Origin of the sequence: Nitrincola sp. A-D6, assembly GCF_000764495.1 — a bacterium.
Classification (GTDB): Bacteria; Pseudomonadota; Gammaproteobacteria; order Pseudomonadales; family Balneatricaceae; genus Nitrincola.
Window position 1 is genome coordinate 1 of the sequence record NZ_JRLB01000087.1, and the last position, 18,305, is coordinate 18,305.

The 18,305-nt window shown below is 52.4% G+C and carries 22 protein-coding genes and 5 pseudogenes; 23 read left to right on the top strand and 4 right to left on the bottom strand.

The window, feature by feature from the left end; translation table 11 throughout:
- Window positions 1-240 precede the first annotated feature (240 nt).
- The 11 genes and pseudogenes from glyA (at window position 241) to ribA (ending at window position 8,041) form a co-directional block, all read left to right on the top strand.
- Window positions 241-1,496: pseudogene (glyA, locus tag LH51_RS13745) on the top strand (serine hydroxymethyltransferase).
- A 64-nt stretch (window positions 1,497-1,560) separates the two neighbouring features.
- Window positions 1,561-2,046 carry a transcriptional regulator NrdR gene (gene nrdR / locus LH51_RS13750; protein WP_036523085.1) on the top strand — a complete coding sequence of 162 codons (486 nt, stop codon included), beginning with the start codon at window positions 1,561-1,563 and terminating at the stop codon, window positions 2,044-2,046.
- Window positions 2,046-3,172 (top strand): annotated as a pseudogene (gene ribD / locus LH51_RS13755) (bifunctional diaminohydroxyphosphoribosylaminopyrimidine deaminase/5-amino-6-(5-phosphoribosylamino)uracil reductase RibD). The gene nrdR and the pseudogene ribD overlap by 1 nt, the downstream one beginning before the upstream one ends.
- A gap of 1 nt (window position 3,173) precedes the next feature.
- Window positions 3,174-3,854 (top strand): riboflavin synthase, encoded by a 681-nt coding sequence (locus LH51_RS13760; RefSeq protein WP_036523086.1) that lies wholly within the window; start codon window positions 3,174-3,176, stop codon window positions 3,852-3,854.
- An 18-nt stretch (window positions 3,855-3,872) separates the two neighbouring features.
- On the top strand, window positions 3,873-4,994 hold the full coding sequence (gene ribBA, locus LH51_RS13765; RefSeq protein WP_036523089.1) for a bifunctional 3,4-dihydroxy-2-butanone-4-phosphate synthase/GTP cyclohydrolase II: 1,122 nt from the start codon (window positions 3,873-3,875) through the stop codon (window positions 4,992-4,994).
- A 13-nt stretch (window positions 4,995-5,007) separates the two neighbouring features.
- Window positions 5,008-5,481, top strand: a complete 474-nt coding sequence (gene ribH / locus LH51_RS13770; protein WP_036523091.1) for a 6,7-dimethyl-8-ribityllumazine synthase — start codon at window positions 5,008-5,010, stop codon at window positions 5,479-5,481.
- A 5-nt stretch (window positions 5,482-5,486) separates the two neighbouring features.
- The gene (gene nusB / locus LH51_RS13775) at window positions 5,487-5,963 is read left to right on the top strand and encodes a transcription antitermination factor NusB (protein WP_036523094.1); all 477 of its coding nucleotides are present in this window, start codon (window positions 5,487-5,489) and stop codon (window positions 5,961-5,963) included.
- On the top strand, window positions 5,963-6,271 hold the full coding sequence (locus tag LH51_RS22895; protein WP_235263746.1) for a thiamine-phosphate kinase: 309 nt from the start codon (window positions 5,963-5,965) through the stop codon (window positions 6,269-6,271). The genes nusB and LH51_RS22895 overlap by 1 nt, the downstream gene beginning before the upstream one ends.
- Window position 6,272: 1 nt before the next feature.
- Window positions 6,273-6,944: a thiamine-phosphate kinase gene (gene thiL / locus LH51_RS13780; protein WP_235263747.1), complete on the top strand. Its 672-nt coding sequence runs from the start codon at window positions 6,273-6,275 to the stop codon at window positions 6,942-6,944.
- Window positions 6,937-7,416, top strand: coding sequence for a phosphatidylglycerophosphatase A family protein (locus LH51_RS13785; protein WP_036523097.1), 480 nt, complete (start codon window positions 6,937-6,939; stop codon window positions 7,414-7,416). Before thiL ends, LH51_RS13785 begins: the two co-directional genes overlap by 8 nt.
- Window positions 7,417-7,428: 12 nt before the next feature.
- A pseudogene (gene ribA / locus LH51_RS13790) lies at window positions 7,429-8,041 on the top strand (GTP cyclohydrolase II).
- On the opposite strand, the pseudogene LH51_RS13795 reads toward ribA, so the two are convergent.
- From LH51_RS13795 to LH51_RS13805, 3 genes and pseudogenes are all read right to left on the bottom strand, one after another.
- Window positions 8,032-9,811, bottom strand: a pseudogene (locus tag LH51_RS13795) (1-deoxy-D-xylulose-5-phosphate synthase). The pseudogenes ribA and LH51_RS13795 sit on opposite strands and share 10 nt — an antisense overlap.
- A gap of 67 nt (window positions 9,812-9,878) precedes the next feature.
- Window positions 9,879-10,697, bottom strand: coding sequence for a polyprenyl synthetase family protein (locus tag LH51_RS13800; protein ID WP_235263748.1), 819 nt, complete (start codon window positions 10,695-10,697; stop codon window positions 9,879-9,881).
- Window positions 10,694-10,939, bottom strand: a complete 246-nt coding sequence (locus LH51_RS13805) for an exodeoxyribonuclease VII small subunit (protein WP_036523100.1) — start codon at window positions 10,937-10,939, stop codon at window positions 10,694-10,696. Before LH51_RS13805 ends, LH51_RS13800 begins: the two co-directional genes overlap by 4 nt.
- Before the next feature lie 172 nt (window positions 10,940-11,111).
- Here LH51_RS13805 and pomA point away from each other — a divergent pair, with 172 nt between their 5' ends.
- From pomA to LH51_RS24395, 9 genes are all read left to right on the top strand, one after another.
- Complete coding sequence (pomA, locus tag LH51_RS13810) at window positions 11,112-11,882, top strand: flagellar motor protein PomA (protein WP_036523102.1); 771 nt, start codon at window positions 11,112-11,114, stop codon at window positions 11,880-11,882.
- 6 nt (window positions 11,883-11,888) lie between these two features.
- On the top strand, window positions 11,889-12,329 hold the full coding sequence (locus tag LH51_RS22900) for a flagellar motor protein MotB (RefSeq protein ID WP_235263749.1): 441 nt from the start codon (window positions 11,889-11,891) through the stop codon (window positions 12,327-12,329).
- Window positions 12,320-12,478, top strand: a complete 159-nt coding sequence (locus tag LH51_RS22905; RefSeq protein WP_235263750.1) for a hypothetical protein — start codon at window positions 12,320-12,322, stop codon at window positions 12,476-12,478. Before LH51_RS22900 ends, LH51_RS22905 begins: the two co-directional genes overlap by 10 nt.
- On the top strand, window positions 12,475-12,816 hold the full coding sequence (locus LH51_RS22910) for an OmpA family protein (RefSeq protein ID WP_235263751.1): 342 nt from the start codon (window positions 12,475-12,477) through the stop codon (window positions 12,814-12,816). Before LH51_RS22905 ends, LH51_RS22910 begins: the two co-directional genes overlap by 4 nt.
- 69 nt (window positions 12,817-12,885) lie before the next feature.
- Window positions 12,886-13,038 (top strand): hypothetical protein, encoded by a 153-nt coding sequence (locus LH51_RS22915; RefSeq protein ID WP_235263752.1) that lies wholly within the window; start codon window positions 12,886-12,888, stop codon window positions 13,036-13,038.
- Window positions 12,999-14,054 carry an ABC1 kinase family protein gene (locus LH51_RS13820; RefSeq protein WP_235263753.1) on the top strand — a complete coding sequence of 352 codons (1,056 nt, stop codon included), beginning with the start codon at window positions 12,999-13,001 and terminating at the stop codon, window positions 14,052-14,054. The genes LH51_RS22915 and LH51_RS13820 overlap by 40 nt, the downstream gene beginning before the upstream one ends.
- Window positions 14,055-14,241: 187 nt before the next feature.
- A complete protein-coding gene (locus tag LH51_RS13825; protein WP_036523105.1) occupies window positions 14,242-14,631 on the top strand; it encodes an acyl-CoA thioesterase in 390 nt (129 codons plus the stop codon).
- A 149-nt stretch (window positions 14,632-14,780) separates the two neighbouring features.
- On the top strand, window positions 14,781-15,308 hold the full coding sequence (locus LH51_RS24390) for a radical SAM protein (RefSeq protein ID WP_327125183.1): 528 nt from the start codon (window positions 14,781-14,783) through the stop codon (window positions 15,306-15,308).
- Window positions 15,248-15,676: a DUF3641 domain-containing protein gene (locus LH51_RS24395; RefSeq protein ID WP_327125185.1), complete on the top strand. Its 429-nt coding sequence runs from the start codon at window positions 15,248-15,250 to the stop codon at window positions 15,674-15,676. Before LH51_RS24390 ends, LH51_RS24395 begins: the two co-directional genes overlap by 61 nt.
- A gap of 51 nt (window positions 15,677-15,727) precedes the next feature.
- Here the strand turns inward: LH51_RS24395 and mtnP are convergent, their stop codons facing one another.
- Entirely contained in the window at window positions 15,728-16,594 is an 867-nt protein-coding gene (gene mtnP, locus LH51_RS13835) for an S-methyl-5'-thioadenosine phosphorylase (RefSeq protein WP_036523108.1), read from the bottom strand.
- A 175-nt stretch (window positions 16,595-16,769) separates the two neighbouring features.
- On the opposite strand from mtnP, the gene LH51_RS13840 reads away from it, so the two are divergent.
- The 3 genes and pseudogenes from LH51_RS13840 to LH51_RS19420 all read left to right on the top strand — a co-directional run.
- Complete coding sequence (locus LH51_RS13840; protein ID WP_036523110.1) at window positions 16,770-17,873, top strand: FAD-dependent oxidoreductase; 1,104 nt, start codon at window positions 16,770-16,772, stop codon at window positions 17,871-17,873.
- 18 nt (window positions 17,874-17,891) lie between these two features.
- Window positions 17,892-18,074 carry a hypothetical protein gene (locus LH51_RS24840; RefSeq protein ID WP_442934843.1) on the top strand — a complete coding sequence of 61 codons (183 nt, stop codon included), beginning with the start codon at window positions 17,892-17,894 and terminating at the stop codon, window positions 18,072-18,074.
- A pseudogene (locus LH51_RS19420) lies at window positions 18,071-18,305 on the top strand (TIGR04283 family arsenosugar biosynthesis glycosyltransferase); the annotation flags it as partial. The gene LH51_RS24840 and the pseudogene LH51_RS19420, both read left to right, overlap by 4 nt.

Below are 18,305 nucleotides of genomic sequence, written 5' to 3' on the forward strand. Positions count from 1 at the left end.
CTTTAAATACTATACCACAAGATTACTCGCTGACCAGGTTAACTAACCTGTGATCAAGTTCCTGATGTAAGATAATCTGAGCCAATAGCCATCAATGCAGTCGCTGAGCACCAATACGGAAATTCAATTGTGTATGATGCGCTTTCATGTGCGTTATGGGGTGGCTTTGTACTATAATATGCTCCTTTTTTCGGGGTGTACGGATTTCCGCGCCTGCTCGGTTAAATACAGAGGAAAGTCATGTTCAGCAAAACTATGTCTATTGCCGGTTATGATCCGGAGCTGTGGTCTGCCATGCAGTCAGAAGCGACTCGTCAGGAGGAGCATATTGAGCTGATCGCATCAGAAAACTATACCAGTCCACGTGTCATGCAGGCACAAGGCTCTGAACTGACCAACAAGTATGCTGAAGGCTATCCTTCCAAGCGTTACTACGGCGGTTGCGAGTATGTTGATATCGTTGAAGATCTGGCGATAGATCGTGCCAAAGCGCTGTTCGGGGCGAGCTATGCTAACGTACAGCCGCATTCGGGTTCACAGGCAAACGCCGCTGTGTTTATGGCGCTGTGTAAACCGGGTGATACCATTCTGGGCATGAGTCTGGCGCATGGCGGACACCTGACTCATGGTGCTTCTGTGTCTTTCTCTGGTCGTATTTACAATGCTGTACAGTATGGTCTGAATGAAGCCACTGGCGAGATCGACTATGATCAGGTTGAAGCGCTGGCGCTTGAGCACAAACCCCGCATGATTATTGCTGGCTTCTCTGCTATTCACGTATTGTTGACTGGCAGCGTTTCCGTGATATCGCCGACAAAGTAGGCGCCTATCTGTTTGTTGATATGGCACACATTGCTGGTTTGGTCGCGGCGGGTGTTTACCCGTCCCCGATACAGCTGGCGGATGTGGTCACCACGACTACACATAAAACCCTGGGTGGTCCGCGTGGTGGCCTGATATTGTCAGCGCGTGCTGATGAAGAGCTGCAGAAAAAGCTTAACTTTGCAGTCTTCCCTGAATCTCAGGGTGGCCCCTTGATGCATGTAATCGCCGCCAAGGCTGTTTGCTTCAAAGAAGCCATGGAGCCTGAGTGGAAGGCCTATCAGGCGCAGGTCGTCAAAAATGCCCAGGCGATGGTCAAAGTCTTCCTGGAACGTGGTATAGATATCGTATCGGGTGGCACAGAAGATCACCTGTTCCTGGTGGACCTGATCCGTAAGGATATCACCGGTAAGGATGCGGATGCTGCTCTGGGTCGCGCGTATATTACCGTGAATAAAAACTCGGTGCCCAATGATCCGCGCTCTCCGTTTGTCACCTCTGGTCTGCGTATCGGCACACCCGCCGTGACCCGCCGTGGCTTTAAAGAGGCCGAAGTGGAACAGCTGGCTGGCTGGATCTGTGATATCCTTGACGATATTAACAATGAAGCAACAATTGAGCAGGTGAAGGCGCAGGTTAAAGCGATTTGTGCCCGTTTCCCCGTTTATAAGTAACTATCAACTCTGACTTTACGGATGTGAGGTCAGGTTTAACGCTCTTTAGGTTCCGAGGCGACTGATGCATTGTCCATTCTGTGGCGAACATGAAACCAAGGTAGTTGACTCCCGGCTGGTAGCTGAGGGGCAGCAGATCCGGCGTCGACGTGAATGTATCAGTTGCCATGAGCGTTTTACCACCTTTGAAGCGGCTGAGCTGCTGATGCCCAAGGTGATTAAAAATGATGGTACCCGCCAACCTTTCGATGAAGACAAACTGCGAGCTGGCATTCAACGCGCGCTGGAAAAGCGTCCAGTCAGTGTTGAAGATGTCGAAGCCTGTCTGACGCGTATCAAACATCGCCTGCGAGCGACTGGCGAACGTGAACTGCCGTCGCGCGAAGTCGGCGAAGCGGTGATGGAAGCCTTGCATCAGCTGGATCAGGTCGCTTATGTGCGTTTTGCCTCCGTCTATCGCAGCTTTCAGGATATCAATGAATTCCGCCAGGAAATCGACCGGCTGTCTTCAGGTAAACAAACCGATAAAGAGACAGGCGGAGACGCGTAATGGCTTCTGCCGATGACCGCCAGTATATGGGTCGTGCGCTGCAGTTAGCCGCTCGTGGACTCTATTCCACTCATCCCAATCCCCGTGTCGGCTGTGTGCTGGTACGCGAGGGCAGATTGTCGGTGAGGCCTGGCACCAGCGTGCGGGTCAGCCACATGCCGAGCCCCTGGCATTGCAACAAGCCGGTAGTCAGGCGCAGGGAGCCACCGCCTATGTCACTCTGGAACCCTGCAGTCATTTTGGTCGCACACCGCCCTGTGCCGATGCGTTGATCGCCGCAGGCGTTGCTCGTGTTGTGGTCGCCATGCAGGACCCTAATCCACTGGTGGCTGGCCAGGGCTTGCAGCGCTTGCAGCAAGCGGGGATTGAGGTGGCCAGTGGGCTGCTGGAAGATCAGGCCAGACTGATCAACCCGGGCTTTATTTCGCGTATGCAGTTTGGGCGTCCTTTTGTGCGGGTGAAGCTGGCAATGAGTCTGGATGGTCGTACAGCGATGCAAAGTGGTGAGTCACAGTGGATTACCGGGCCAGAGGCGCGTGCCGATGTACAGCGCTTGCGTGCCCGCAGTTCGGCAATTATTACCGGCATCGAATCGGTGCTGCAGGATGATTCGCAATTGACCGTGCGTGATCTCGGTTTGTTGGGTGAAATGGGTATTCCTCATCAGCCCTTGCGTGTGGTGTTGGACTCTCAGTTGCGTATTCCTTTGTCTGCCAAACTTCTGGCTGCAGAAGGTCCGGTAATAATCGTAACGACAGAGATGACTGAAACCTCTGAAACAGCGAAAGTCAAAGCGCTGCAAGATTTAGGTGTAGAGGTATTATCCTTGCCACTTCGCGATGGTCAGTTGGATCTTGACGCTTTGTTGCGGCATCTGGCGCAGGCACATCAGTGTAATGAAGTGCTGGTGGAAACCGGTGCCCGATTGGCTGGCAGCTTTGTCGCGCAGCAACGGGTCGATGAAATGGTGGTCTATATGGCTACCACTCTGCTGGGTAGTGATGCCCGGCCATTGGTTGATCTGCCACTAACGCAAATGTCACAACAACGGCGTCTGAAAATGACCGATCTGCGCCAGTTCGGCCAGGATATACGTATGACCCTGCAGTCATTAACGGAGAGCTGAAATGTTTACAGGTATAATTGAAGCCGTCGGTGAAGTGGCTGATATGCGCATTAAAGATGGCGATATGCAGTTAACCCTGCGTACCGGGAAACTCGCGCTGAGTGATGTTAAACTGGGTGATAGTATTGCGGTAAATGGAGTTTGTCTCACAGCAGTGCAGTTGCCTGGAGATGGTTTTGTCGCGGACGTATCCCGCGAAACCCTGGCACATACCCGCTTTGAGTCGCTAAAGGTTGGTGAGCCGGTGAATTTGGAAAAAGCCTTGATGCCGACCAGTCGTCTGGGCGGGCATCTGGTCAGTGGTCATGTGGATGGTCTGGGTGAAGTGATTGAGCGTCATGATGACGCCCGCTCCATCCGTTTTACGCTAAAGGCGCCCGCTGACTTGAGCCGTTACATTGCTCACAAGGGCTCTATTACCGTGGATGGTGTCAGCCTGACAGTGAATGCGGTCAAGGGTGATTGTTTTGAGCTAAATATCGTGCCGCACACCGCGCAGGAAACGATTATGGAGCATTACCAGAGTGGTCGGCAGGTGCACCTGGAAGTGGATCTGATTGCACGTTATTTAGAGCGTTTGCTGACAGGTTCAGCGACCAATGAGAGTTATGCAGAGTCCCATGCCAGTGAAGGTGTCAGCCTGGAAAAGCTGGCAGAATATGGCTTTATGAGCCGCAGATAAGTATCCGGAGAATACCCCATGGAGCTGAATAGCCCCGAAGAACTGATTGAAGATATACGCCAGGGTAAAATGGTTATCCTGATGGATGATGAAGACCGTGAAAATGAAGGAGACTTGGTTATTGCGGCTGAAAAAGTCCGTGCCGAAGACATTAACTTTATGGCCACCCATGCGCGTGGACTCATCTGTCTGACGCTGACGCGTGAGCATTGTGAGCAGCTTAAATTGCCACTGATGGTCAGAAGCAATGGTGCGCAGTTTTCCACCAACTTTACCCTGTCTATCGAAGCGGCCAGTGGTGTGACCACCGGTATTTCAGCGGCTGATCGTGCGCATACTGTGCGTACCGCCGTCAAAGCTGATGCCAAGCCTGAAGATATTGTCCAGCCGGGCCATATTTTCCCACTGATGGCACAGCCTGGTGGTGTATTGAGTCGGGCGGGTCATACTGAAGCAGGCTGTGATCTGCCGCGCCTGGCGGGATTGACTCCGGCCTCGGCCATTGTTGAAGTGATGAATGATGATGGCAGTATGGCACGTCGTGCGGATCTGGAAAAATTTGCCGCACGCCATGGGCTGAAAATTGGCACTATTGCCGATCTGATTCATTACCGTACTCTGAACGAACACACCATCAGCCGTGAGGCGGAAGGTGAGCTACCCACTGAATACGGTACCTTTCGTTATGTTACTTACCGTGACGAGATTAAGAACTGTACTCACCTTGCCTTAATTAAAGGTGATATTCAGGCCGATGATCCAACACTGGTGCGTGTGCATATTCGTTCAGAAGTGCTGCGCGATGTGGTCGGTGCGATTACCAGCGAAGAGAAAAAATGGACCATGCGTCGCGCATTGCGCCGCGTTTCTGAAGAAGACAAGGGCGTCGTGCTGTTGCTTGACGGTGGTCACCGTATTGATCTGGGTGATGCTGTTGATCAGATACTTAATGGCAGCCAGGCGCGTTCTAAAGTCAATGTCAGTGCGTCAGGGGCATACCTGACCGTTGGTACTGGCTCACAGATTCTGCGGGATCTGGGTGTCGGAAAAATGCGCCTGATGAGTTCACCCATGAAATTTAATGCGATTTCCGGTTTTGATCTGGAAATTGAAGAATATATTCCCTACCAGGACGAATAACGGAAACTTAACTATGTCAGTAAAAACCTATGAAGGCGACTTTGTCAGCGCCGATGGAAAATTTGCGATTGTTGTCGGCCGCTTCAACGCATTCGTGGTTGAAAGCCTGCTTGAAGGTGCGCTGGATACGCTGAAACGTCACGGTGTCAGTGATGATAATATCCGTATTATTCGTGTACCTGGTGCTTTTGAAATTCCCCTGGCGGTAAAGAAGATTGCCGGTCAGAAGTGTGATGACGCCATTATCGCACTGGGTGCGGTGATTCGTGGCGGTACACCCCATTTTGAATATGTGTCGGCTGAAAGCTCCAAGGGCATCGCGCAGGTGATGATGGACTTCGACCTTCCGGTTGCCAACGGCATCCTGACGGTTAATAGTATTGAACAGGCGGTCGAGCGTTCCGGCACCAAAGCAGGTAACAAGGGCGCAGAAGCCGCCATGTCAGCGCTGGAAATGGTTAGCCTGATGCGTCGCCTAGAGGCTTGATAGAGATGAGTGATACACCCGGCCCAGAGAAAAAACGTAAGCTGTCGCGTACCGAAATGCGCCGCAATGCACGTAGTTATACGCTACAAGCGTTGTATCAATGGCAGATGGCGGCACAGCCTGTGAATGAAATTGAAGCACAGTTTCGTGTCAATAATGATATGGCGGATACCGATGTCGCCCTGTTCGGTGAACTGCTGCGTGGTGTGACAGCCAGAGCCAGAGCATTGGATGATGCCTATTCGCTGTTTCTGGATCGCTCCGTGGAGGATCTGGATCCGGTGGAACTGGCGGTGCTCCGAATCGGTGCCTATGAATTGATCGAACGCCTGGATGTACCCTATCGGGTGGCGATCAATGAAAGTGTTGAGCTGGCAAAAATCTTTGGTGCGACCGAAAGCCATCGTTATGTGAATGGTGTGCTGGATAAGTTGGCGCAAAAAGTACGTGCCGCTGAAGTCATGGCAAAACGTGGGCGTTAATGGGCGAGTTTGAACTGATCCAACGTTACTTTGCCCGAAACCAGCCCACCTCCAGTTCGGTGACGCTGGGAATTGGTGATGATGCGGCCTTGCTGCAACTCCCCGAGGGTGAGTTGCTGGTGGTTTCCGTGGACACCCTGGTCGCCGGCATACACTTTCTGGCTGATGCACCCGCCGATCGTATTGCTCAGCGTGCACTGGGTGCTGCGGTGAGTGATCTGGCGGCTATGGGTGCCAGGCCGCTTTGGTATACCCTGGCACTGACACTTCCCGATGTATCGGAAAGCTGCTTGAGGCCTTTGCGGTAGCTTGGCACAGCGCTCTGCTGAGTTGGGTATTATCCTGGTTGGCGGTGACACAACCCGTGGCCCACTGGCACTGACGCTGACAGTACAGGGATCGGTTAAACCGGGTCTTGCACTACAACGTAACAATGCACAGGTCGATGACATTATTGCTGTCACTGGTACACTGGGCGACAGTCGTGCAGGCCTGGAAAGTCTGTTGCATCCACAAAAAGCTGCTATGGCTGATGTTGATTGGTTGCGGCAACGCTTCTACCGGCCTGAGCCGCGCTTGCAGTTGGCTCAGCAACTGGCACCCTTAGCTCACAGTGCCATCGATATTTCTGATGGCCTGTTGGCTGATTTAGGGCATCTTTTACAGGCCAGTCAATTAGGTGCTGAGTTAGAACTCACAACACTGCCATTATCAGCAGCGTTGAGAAATTTCAGTCAGGATCAGTTGCGCTTGCGTGACTGGGCTTTGACGGGTGGCGAAGATTTTGAATTATGTCTGACTATTCCGGCGGCTAACTGGGAGCAGGCACAGGCTCTGGCGACTAATCTGGCGGTTCCGCTGACAGCCATAGGTCGTATTATTGCAGCCCCCACCCTGTGTCTGCTGGAAGAGGGGCAGCCTGTACCTCTGAGTCAGGTGCGTCAGGGAGGGTATGATCACTTCAGGAGAACACATGACTGAAAAAACGCCAGCCTCAGTTTGGTACAATCCGGTACACTTCGCCGCGTTTGGTTTTGGTAGTGGTGCCGTACCTGTCGCTCCGGGTACCTTTGGAACCCTGGCAGCCATTCCACTATGGCTGTTTCTGGCACCCCTGTCGACGGATGCCTATCTGCTGACACTGATCGTCGCTTTCGTTATCGGTGTGTGGTTGTGCCATCAGACCGCAGAAGATATTGGTGTGCACGATCATGGTGGTATTGTCTGGGATGAGTTTGTTGGTCTGTGGATCGCTTTGTTTGCGGTGCCTCTGCACTGGTTCTGGGTGCTGTTGGGATTTGCGCTGTTCCGCCTGTTCGATATCTGGAAACCCTGGCCAATCGGCTGGGTAGACCAGCGTGTCAGTGGCGGCATGGGCATTATGCTGGACGACGTTATCGCTGGTATTTATGCACTGGTTATCATTCAGTGTTTACTTTATTTTTTCTATTAACAGGTACTGATCTTGTCTGTTGAGTTTGTTGCTGATTCTAAACTGCCGACCCTTGGGGAACCTTTACCATGGTGGGGTTTGAAGATACGGCTACCGGTAAAGAGCATGTCGCTCTGGTGTGTGGTGATGTCAGTGGTGACACCCCGGTACTGACACGAATGCACTCCGAGTGTCTGACCGGCGACTCGCTGTTCAGCCTGCGTTGCGACTGTGGTTTTCAACTCCAGGAAGCCTTGCGGCGTATTTTTCTGCAGAAGGCCGGGGCGTGCTGCTGTATCTGCGCCAGGAAGGCCGCGGCATAGGTTTGCTGAACAAAATCAAGGCCTATCATCTACAGGATCAGGGCGCTGACACGGTTGAAGCCAACGAGCAACTGGGTTTTGCGGCTGATATGCGCGATTACAGTATCTGCTTACCGATGTTGAAACACCTGGGCATCAACGCCGTGCGTCTGATGACTAATAATCCACGCAAGGTCAAAGCGCTGGAAGCGGCGGGCGTTACTGTGGCTGAGCGGGTATCGTTACAGGTAGGTAAAAACTTTCATAATGAAGGTTACTTGCAGACCAAAATGGGCAAGCTCGGGCACATGATGCAGGATGAACACTTCCGCGATCAGGAGTGATCGTTTAAGCGCGTCTGTATTGCAGCCAGAATACCCGCACTATCCAGTCCGCACAGTGCCAGTTGTTCATCACGGCTGGCATGTTCTATCCATTGATCTGGTATGCCCAGCATCAGCAATTGATTGTTGTGCTCTTCAGTATGTAACCACTCACTAACGGCAGCTCCCGCTCCACCCTGAACCGCATGGTCTTCCAGTGTGATGATCAGTGGATGGGTGTTTGCCTGATGGGTGAGTAGATGTGTATCCAGCGGTTTGACACAACGCATGTCTACCAGTGTCAGATTGAGCTCATTGGCAACACACATCGCTTGATCCAGTAGTGGCCCAAAGTTCAGCAGCACGGCGCGTTGACCCTGTCGTAAAAGCCGGGCTCCAGGTAAGGCTACAGGGTCCGGCAGATTGCTCAGCTGGGCCGTTTCACTGCCTCTGGGATAGCGTACCGCTACCGGGCCGGGTGTGTCGTAGGCATAGTCGAGCATACGTTGCAGTTCAGCATGACAGGACGGAGTCAGGATCTGTAATCCAGGCAAACAGCGCAAATAAGCGATATCAAAGCAACCGGCGTGGGTGGCACCGTCTTCACCGACCAACCCGGCACGGTCGATAGCCAGTAGCACATCCAGTTTTTGTATGGCGATATCGTGTATCAGTTGATCATAGGCACGTTGCAGAAAGGTGGAATAGATAGCCACTACCGGTTTCATTCCACCCACGGCCAGCCCGCCAGCCAGGGTCAGCGCATGCTGCTCTGCAATGGCGACATCAAAATAGCGTTGTGGATACTGCTGAGAAAACGCCATCAGGTCCGAACCTTCACACATCGCCGGGGTGATAGCGCAAAGACGACTATCCACAGCGGCTTTATCCACCAGCCATTGCCCAAAAATATTGCAGTAACGCAGGCGCCGGGAAGTTGGTGGCTTATGCAGGGGTTCAATTTTGGTGATGGCATGAAAGCCAACCGGGTCGGCTTCTGCCGGGGCGTAGCCTTGCCTTTACGGGTGATGATATGCACAAACTGTGGTCCGGAACGGTTCAGTGCTTGCTGCAATGCTGGCAAAAGCTGCTCAAAATCGTGGCCATCGACGGGGCCGGTGTACTGAAATGCCAGGCTTCGAAAAGTGCGGCGGTTGTGGCGCCCGCTATTCGGTTACGCAGGTTGTTGGCCAGATAGGTTGCCAGCCCTCCCTCGTTGCGGGAGATCGACATATCATTGTCATTGAGTATAACCAGTAGATCGGCACCTGTGTGTCCGGCATGGTTTAAGGCTTCAAATGCCATGCCCGCCGTCATCGCACCATCACCTATGACAGCAACACTTTTACGTGCCTGTTGTTGCAGTTGGGCCGCTAAGGCTATGCCCAGGGCCGCACTGATGGAAGTGCTTGAATGGCCGGTGCCAAAGCAGTCATAGCGGCTTTCATCGCGCTTTGGAAAGGGAGCCAGCCCGGCCTGCTGGCGCATGCTCAGCATTTGATCTTTGCGCCCGGTGAGGATTTTATGCGGGTAGCACTGGTGCCCAACATCCCAGATCAAACTGTCTTCCGGGGTGTTAAGCAGAAAATGCAGCGCTATAGTTAATTCAGTGACCCCTAAACCGGCACCGAAATGCCCCCCGGTTTGCCCCACGCTGTAAAGCAGCCAGTGGCGCAGCTCTTCTGCCAATACCGGAAGTTGCTCGACAGACAGGCAGCGCAGATCGGCTGGAGACTGAATCTGGTCCAGCAAGACGGTTGTGGGTGGCGTGTCCGGGAGTTTATCCAGCATCAGTAGCTACGTCTTACAATATAGTTGGCCAGTTCAAGTAAAGGCGTAGCGGCTTCCCCATAGGGCTCTAGTATGGCCTCTGCCTGCTGCAACAACTGCTGCAACAAGGTTTTGCAGGGCTCCAGCCCAAGCAGCGCTGGATAGGTAGGTTTGTTGCGTGCCTGGTCAGAGCCGCTGGCTTGCCGAGAGTGGCTGTATCCGCTTCGATATCCAGCAGGTCATCCTTAACCTGAAATGCCAGGCCTATGTACTGACCAAATGCTTTCAGAGCGTTAAGTTTTTCAGATTGCGTGCTGGAGGCCGCCAGGGCACCCAATTCCAATGCGGCGGTGATCAGTGCACCCGTCTTCAGCGCATGCATCTGTTGCAAGGCTTCCAGAGATAGGGGTTTGCCGACATGGCTGAGGTCGAAGGCCTGACCCTGTACCATGCCACGCTCACCTGCGGCACGGCTCAGGCACTGTATCATCGCCAGTTGCTGTGCCGGTTGATACCTGTCTCCCGGCTGGCTGAGCAGCTCAAAAGCGCTGGTCAGCAGTGCATCACCAGCGAGAATGGCGGTGGCTTCATCGAAGGCGATATGGCAGGTTGGCTTGCCGCGGCGAAGTTCATCGTTGTCCATGGCGGGTAAGTCATCATGCACGAGTGAGTAGCTATGAACCATTTCTATGGACGCAGCAGGCAGATCAGCTTGTTCGGAGCTACCGCCACAAAACTCACAGGCCAGATACACCAGTATGGGACGTATGCGCTTACCGCCATTGAGCAAGCTGTAGAGCATGGCTTGCTGCAGGGGCGGGTGTATGCTGTCCTGGTCCGTCAGGTAATCTTGCAATACCTGTTGATTGCGTGATGCCAGGGTCTGGAGTTTTTGCTCAAGCTTCAAGAGTCACTCTCATGGGAATCAAAAGGAACCGCTTTAATGTCACCTGCTTCTTCAGTCAGCAATTTTACTTTCTGTTCAGCCTGCTCAAGAGTCTGCTGGCACTGGCGGGTCAGGCGTATGCCTTCTTCAAAGGCGTGCAAGGATTCTTCAATGCTTAGTTTGCCTTCTTCCATCTGACTGAGCAGTGTTTCCAGGCGTTGCATTGAGGTTTCAAAACTGTGCTTGTCATCGGTGTCTGACATGAGGGTCAACCTTTGGGAAATAACGCTGCAAATTACCCAACCTGAGTCGTTGGGTCAATCTGAGTTTAACAGGAAATACTGAAATATCGGGTGAACAACTGTATAAATCTGGTATTATCGGCACGAAAAGCAGTGATATTAAAGCCTGGCTGCCGTACTTTGAGGTCTGTTCGTGGATATAGCAACAATCGTAGGTATTATCGGCTCCTTCGCGATCATTATCATGGCGATGGTGTTAGGTGGTGATGTAGGGGTATTTATTAACCCACCCTCTCTTTTAATCGTGTTAGGGGGAAGCATTTTTGTTGTGCTGATGAAGTTTACCCTGGCGCAATTTCTTGGAGCGGGTAAAGTTGCCGCCAAGGCGTTCATGTTTAAAGCCGTCAATCCTGAAGATATTATCGCTGAAACTGTGGATATGGCTGATGCGGCCCGCAAAGGTGGGCTCTTGTCTCTGGAAGATAAACAGGTCTCCAGTGATTTTATGCAGCGCGGCATTCAACTGCTAGTCGATGGCCATGATCCCGAGGTGGTAAAACAACTGCTGAATAAAGAAGCCAGGCTGACCTATGATCGCCATGATTTTGGAGCCAGAATTTTTGCTGCCCTGGGAGATGTAGGCCCTGCCATGGGCATGATCGGCACCCTGATCGGTCTGGTGGCGATGCTGTCGAATATGGATGACCCCAAAGCCATCGGTCCGGCGATGGCCGTTGCGCTTTTGACTACACTCTATGGCGCTATGATGGCGAATATGTTCGCTATTCCTGTGGCTGACAAGCTGAACCTGCGTCGTGATCAGGAAGCCCTTAATAATTCCCTGATCATCGATGGTTTGCTGGCGATTCAGGCCGGGCAGAACCCGCGTGTTATTGATCAGATGCTGCGTAACTACCTACCGGAGAAAAAACGTTTTGCCAATGCTGAGAAAGCTGAGGAATAAGCGTTTATGAGTGCTGAGGAAGAATGCAACTGTAAACCCTGTAAGCCCGGGTTGCCTGCCTGGTTGGCAACTTTTGGCGACCTGATGTCATTGCTGATGTGTTTCTTTGTACTCTTGTTGTCCTTTTCGGAAATGGATGTGTTGCGCTTCAAACAGCTAGCCGGATCCATGCGTGAAGCCTTTGGTGTACAAGCACAGATCAAAGTAGAAGATATTCCTAAAGGTACATCGATTATTGCCCAGGAGTTTAGCCCTGGCCGTCCTGAACCCACCCCGCTGAATGAAGTGCGACAGATGACCACCGCAGTTGAGCTGCATACCTGGATGTGCGTTCACAGGAGGGTGAGGCCGTGGTGCATGATCGCGAGTCTGCAGTGGATCAAGAGCAGCAAAAAGCCCAGGAAGAACAAGCGCGACAGGATGCCATTCAGTTCTCTATGGCATTAACGACCGAGATAGGTGAAGGGGCTGTCGAAGTCGAAACGGAGGGTACTAAAGTGATTATCCGCCTCAGAGAGCAAGGCTCGTTCGCGCGTGGTTCAGCCTATGTCGAAGATGACTATATACGGTGCTGGCAAAAATCAGAGATGTTTTGATTACCATACCGGGTGCTGTGGCAATAGAAGGACATACTGACTCCATTCCTTACACTGGGCGGGAATTTACCTCGAATTGGGATCTTTCTGCCGCACGTGCGCTGGCCGTTGCGCATGAGCTGTTTGCAGACCGGCGCGTGAATGAGTCTCGCTTTACGGTTTCAGGTTATGCCTCAACTAAGGCGCGTGTGCCGAATGACTCTGAGGCTAATCGTGCCCGCAATCGTCGTGTGGAAATCATTATAGAACGCGGGCAGGATGAGCAGGCGTTACCTATTCAGGCCCGGCCCGATGGTGATACAGAAGGTGAGCCCCTGTCGCCACGCGATATTTTCTGACCAGCCAAGCGTACTCAATAGTGAGCTGAAATGCCTTGCTGCACGTAATGCAGTGAAAAGGAGCAGGTCATGAAAAAAACACCTTATCGTGCCGTACCGGCAGGGCGAATCTCACGCATGGCACACATGGGTGGTTTGGCAACGCGCCTGGCGGGCGGTATGCTGGCAGAGGCGCACGTCAGATGGCCTCGGGCAAACGTCCGTCTTCCCGCGACCTGCTGATTACCCCGGCTAATGTTCGCCGTGTGGCCGATAAACTTTCACACCTGCGTGGCGCGGCGATGAAAGTTGGTCAACTCTTATCAATGGATGCCGGTGATTTGCTTCCCCCTGAGTTGTCTGAGTTGTTGTCGGTACTACGTGCTGGAGCAAATCCTATGCCGATGTTGCAGCTTGCTGGCGTATTAGAAGGTGCAATGGGTGAGGACTGGCAGTCGCATTTCAGTCAGTTTGGCTTTACTCCGGTTGCTGCCGCTTCCATTGGACAGGTGCACAAAGCGCTGGATCACCAGGGTCAGGCCTTGGCGCTGAAAATACAGTATCCGGGCGTACGCCAGAGCATCGATTCAGACGTAGATAATGTCATGACCCTGCTGAAAATGTCGCGGCTCCTGCCTGCTGGTGTGATCGCGGATGAGCTGATTCAGGAGGCTAAAGATCAGCTACATGCCGAAGCAGACTATCACCTGGAAGCACAGCACCTGTTGGCTTATAAAGCCTTACTGGCCGATGATCCGAGCTTCAGAGTGCCACAATGCTATACGGAACTTTGCAGTGAAAATCTGCTGGTGATGTCGTTTGAGGAGGGTGTAGCGGTTGAGTCGCTGATGACTTATCCATTGGCGGAACGTAATCGCTGTGCCGGGCTGTTACTGCAGTTGTTGTTTCGTGAGCTGTTTGAGTTCGGCCACGTCCAGACAGATCCTAATTTTGCCAACTTCCTCTATGATCCTGATAACGGCCAGCTGGTGTTGCTGGATTTTGGCGCCACTCGTCATTACTCCCCCGAGCTGGTAGCTGCTTACCGTCAACTTTTCCATGCCGAGCTAATTCAGGACCGTCAGCAACTCTTAGATGCCGCTACGCAGATTGGCTACTTTAGTGAGCAGGTAACCGCCTCACAGCAGGAAGCCGTACTTAAACTCTTTGAATTAGCCTGGAACCCTTGCGTTCAGATAATTATGACTTTGCCGCCACGGATTTGGCGCGGCGGTTACGTGATCAGGGTATGGCTTTGAGTATGCGTGAGGGGTACTGGCACTCACCACCGGTTGACGCGTTGTTTTTGCATCGTAAGCTGGCCGGGTTGTATCTGTTGTTTGCCCGCCTCGGTGTTTCTTTAGCATGTCGTGATATACTCAGGCCCTGGTTAACAAACTGATTATTCAAGATACTTATCTCAGGAACCTATTCAAGGAATCATCCATGTTTACACAAACAGTGACGCCCGCATTTTACGATACCGACGGCCTGGGGCATATCAATAACACCCGTGTGCCGCAGTGGTTTGAAGGGGCCAGGAATGAGCTTTTCCGTATTTTTACGCCCGATCTGGATATGAAAAAATGGCAGCTGATACTGGCACGCATTGAGGTGGATTTCGTTGGTGAACTGTTTTATGGCAAGGATGTCGAAATTCGTACCACCGTCAGCCGCATCGGTAGCAGCTCCTTCAGCGTACATCAGGAAGCCTGGCAGCAGGGAGTACTTGGAGCCAAAGGCGAAGCTGTAATGGTGCGTTATGATTTTGCCGCTGCTAAAGCGTTACCGCTGAGTGATGAACAAAAAACCGCACTGCAACTGCATCAGGCATAAAACAGTAGCAGAGTGTAAGGAATCCTATCCTGTCACGACTAGGTAGTCATACAGTCACGGTAATACACGATTCAGGATAATAAGATGAAAGATACCCTGCCACTATTGATAGCAACAGACTTCCGCCTCTACAGCGAGAGGGATTGGGTGTGCTGCAGGCGAATATTACCCTCAAGTGCAACCAATCCTGTTTTCACTGCCATGTTGCTTCCAGTCCCAAACGCACTGAAATGATGAGCGATGAGGCATTGGAGCTGCTACTGCAAATGCTCGATCAGCACCCGGATATCCACACGCTGGATATTACCGGCGGAGCACCTGAGCTGCATCCGCGTTTTCAATGGCTGGTCAGGGAAGCACGTCAGCGTGGTGTGACAGTAATTGATCGTTGTAATCTTACTATCCTGTCCGAACCTGGTTTTGAGAGCATGGCGGCCTTTTTGGCTGAGCAACAGGTCGATATTGTGGCCTCTTTACCCTGCTATTCGGCCGATAATGTCAATGCACAGCGAGGAAACGGAGTTTTTGATGCCAGTATCGCCGGGTTACAACAACTGAATGCACTGGGTTATGGCCTGGAAGGTACCGGGTTGACCTTGAATCTGGTGTATAACCCTTGGGGCCAGCGCTGCCACCTTCGCAAGTTGAACTTGAAGCGGCCTACAAACGTGAATTGAAGGCGCACTTTGGAATTCAGTTCAATCAGCTTTACACCCTGGCGAATATGCCGATTCAACGCTTTGGCAGCACCCTGATCAGCAAGGGGCAGTTCGATAGCTATATGCAGCTATTAAAAGATAACTTCAATGCCGCCACGCTACCCGACCTGATGTGCCGCAACACGCTGTCAGTGGATTATCTGGGGCAGGTTTACGACTGCGATTTTAACCAGCAGCTTAAACTCCATGCGGGAAACTCTGCTGAACCCCAGCATTTACGTGATTATCTTGAGCAGGATCTAACCGGCCTGCCAATCAAAGTGGCAGACCATTGTTACGGTTGTACCGCCGGGCAAGGTAGCAGTTGCGGGGGGGCGCTCTCATAACTATGACTGTCACGGTTATTTTAACTGCTATTTTAACTGTTATTTTAACTGTTATTTTAACAACAGGCTGATGCGCTCACGGGTTGTGCTATCCATCACGTCCAGTGGTGTCACCAAGCCACTGGCCAAGGCATTGTGAGCTATCGATTCTGGCCAGCTTTGTGCCAGTAGTTTGATTGCGTTTAGTGCAATTTTTTCTGCTCTCTGTGCATTTTTCATCAGATTGTCGATGGCATAATCCGCGCTGACATGGGGTTCTTTAGGGTGCCAGCAATCAAAGTCTGTCACCATGCCCAAAGAGGCGTAGGCTATTTGCGCTTCGCGCGCCAGACGTGCTTCCGGCATATTGGTCATACCGATAATGCCAGCACCCATACTGCGGTACCAGTGTGACTCGGCTTGAGTGGAGAACTGCGGTCCCTCTATACAGATATAGGTTTTATGCTGATGCAGTCTGACGGCATCATCGCCAGTCAGTTGCTGTACGGCGTTGGCGAGCAGGTGGGTCAGGGCCGGGCAGACAGGTTCAGACATGGACACGTGAGCCACGGCACCGGCGCCAAAAAAACTATTCGGGCGTTGTCGGGTCATATCGATATATTGATCCGGTAGTACCATGTCCAGCGGGGCAATTTCCTCACTTAAGGAGCCGACTGCTGAAAAGGAGATCAGGTAACGCACGCCCAGTTGTTTCATTGCATACACGTTGGCCTGGTAGGGCACTTCACCGGGTAACAGCCGGTGTCCTCGCCCGTGGCGTGCCAGAAAAACCACCGGGATGCCCTGTATCCGGCCACTAATAAGGCTATCCGAAGGGGTGCCGTAGGGAGTCGTGAGCTGATGTTCCTGACGATCCTCAAGGTCGGGCATATCGTACAAGCCACTGCCGCCAAGGATGCCGATTTTTATATCTGTCATGCTGTTTTCCTAATAGACTGCGTACATAAATCGAGTCTGTCTGGTTTATTGCCAGCAGACGTTACTACTGAGTCGCGGGTAAAGGTTAAAACTTACACTAACCCTGTAAGGAAACCCAACTGAATCCGACTTTAATATAAATAGAGTGAGTATAAACAGGGCCTAAGGAGTTGCTGTGCCAAAACGCCTGATATTACTGGGTGGGGGTCATGCCCATCTGCGGGTGCTAAAGCATTTAATTAAGCATAAGCCCGCTGAATTAGAGGTGCTGCTGGTGTCGCCCTCTCCCTGGCAGTACTACTCGGGGATGCTGCCAGGTTTGTTGGCTGGCGATTACAGGTTGCAGGATTGCCGTGTGGATTTGGCCAGTATGGCACGACGTGCGGGTGTAGAACTCATTACAGCTGCACTGGAATACTGGGTTGCGGATCAGCGTTTGCTGGGTCTTAGCGATGGTCAAACACTGCATTATGATTTGCTGTCGGTTAATACCGGCAGTGAAACGCAGCTGGGTGATCTGCAGACGCTAGGCGATGTGCTGTTACCTATTAAACCACTGGATCACTTTTACCAACGCAGCCAGCAGTTGTTTGCTGCCTTTGTTCCAGGTGACTTAGTATCGGCGGCTGTGGTTGGCGGTGGTGCAGCAGGTGCTGAAATCGCCATGGCTGTTCAGCAGGCATTACTAACGCGTGGTTTGCGTCCGGCGATACAATTAATCACGGGTGAGAGCGGGGTGTTAGCCGGGCATGCCAGTGCGGTGCAGCGTCGATTGATGCAACTGCTCCAGCATAAGGGTATTGCCGTGATTGCCTCGCGTGCCAGTGCGATCGAACCGGGTAAACTTCAGGTTGGAGACAAACAACTGAGTGTGGATCTGCTGATTGCTACAACCGGTGCCCGCGCCCCTGACTGGTTAGCCGCAGCGGGCGTGTCTCTGGCCGGGGACGGCTTTATCGCGGTGAATGCCTGTCAGCAAAGTGTGTCGCATCCAGAGGTGTTTGCTGTAGGTGATGTCGCCAGCCGCCTGGATAAGCCAGTGGAAAAATCCGGTGTGCATGCTGTCAAAGCCGGCGGCGTGTTGCGTCATAACTTAGTAGCGGCAGCGAGTGGGCGCTCACTCAAGCTCTATAAGCCGCGCCCGGTGAGCTTATACTTATTAAATACCGCTGATGGCAAGGCGCTGCTTTCCTGGGGACCTTTAACGGCTCATGGGGCCTGGGTGCTTCAATGGAAACACTGGCTGGATACTACATTTATCAAGGCGTTTAATGACTAAAGCAGCAACATTTCTATTATTCTACCCATTCTGAATGAGTCAGAGACGCTCAGACGTGAGCTGCCAGGGTTACAGGCGCTCTGTCTGCAGGGCTGTGAATTGATCTTTGTCGATGGGGGTAGCCAGGATGACTCAGTGGCTCAGTTGCATGCTGCGGGAATGCACGTATTGCATTCAGCCCTGGCCGGGCCCTGCAAATGAATCTGGGAGCCAGTCAGGCTACCACTGAGCGTTTAGTGTTTTTACATGTCGATACCCGCCTGCCGGACAAGGCTGCGGCACTAATCTGTGCTGCCTTGAGCGCCAAACAGGGCGACCAATGGGGACGGTTTGATGTCCGTATTGAAGGGCGCCATCCTGCACTTAAGCTGGTGAGCTGGATGATGAATCAACGCTCCCGCCTGACCGGAATCGCTACCGGGGATCAGGCTG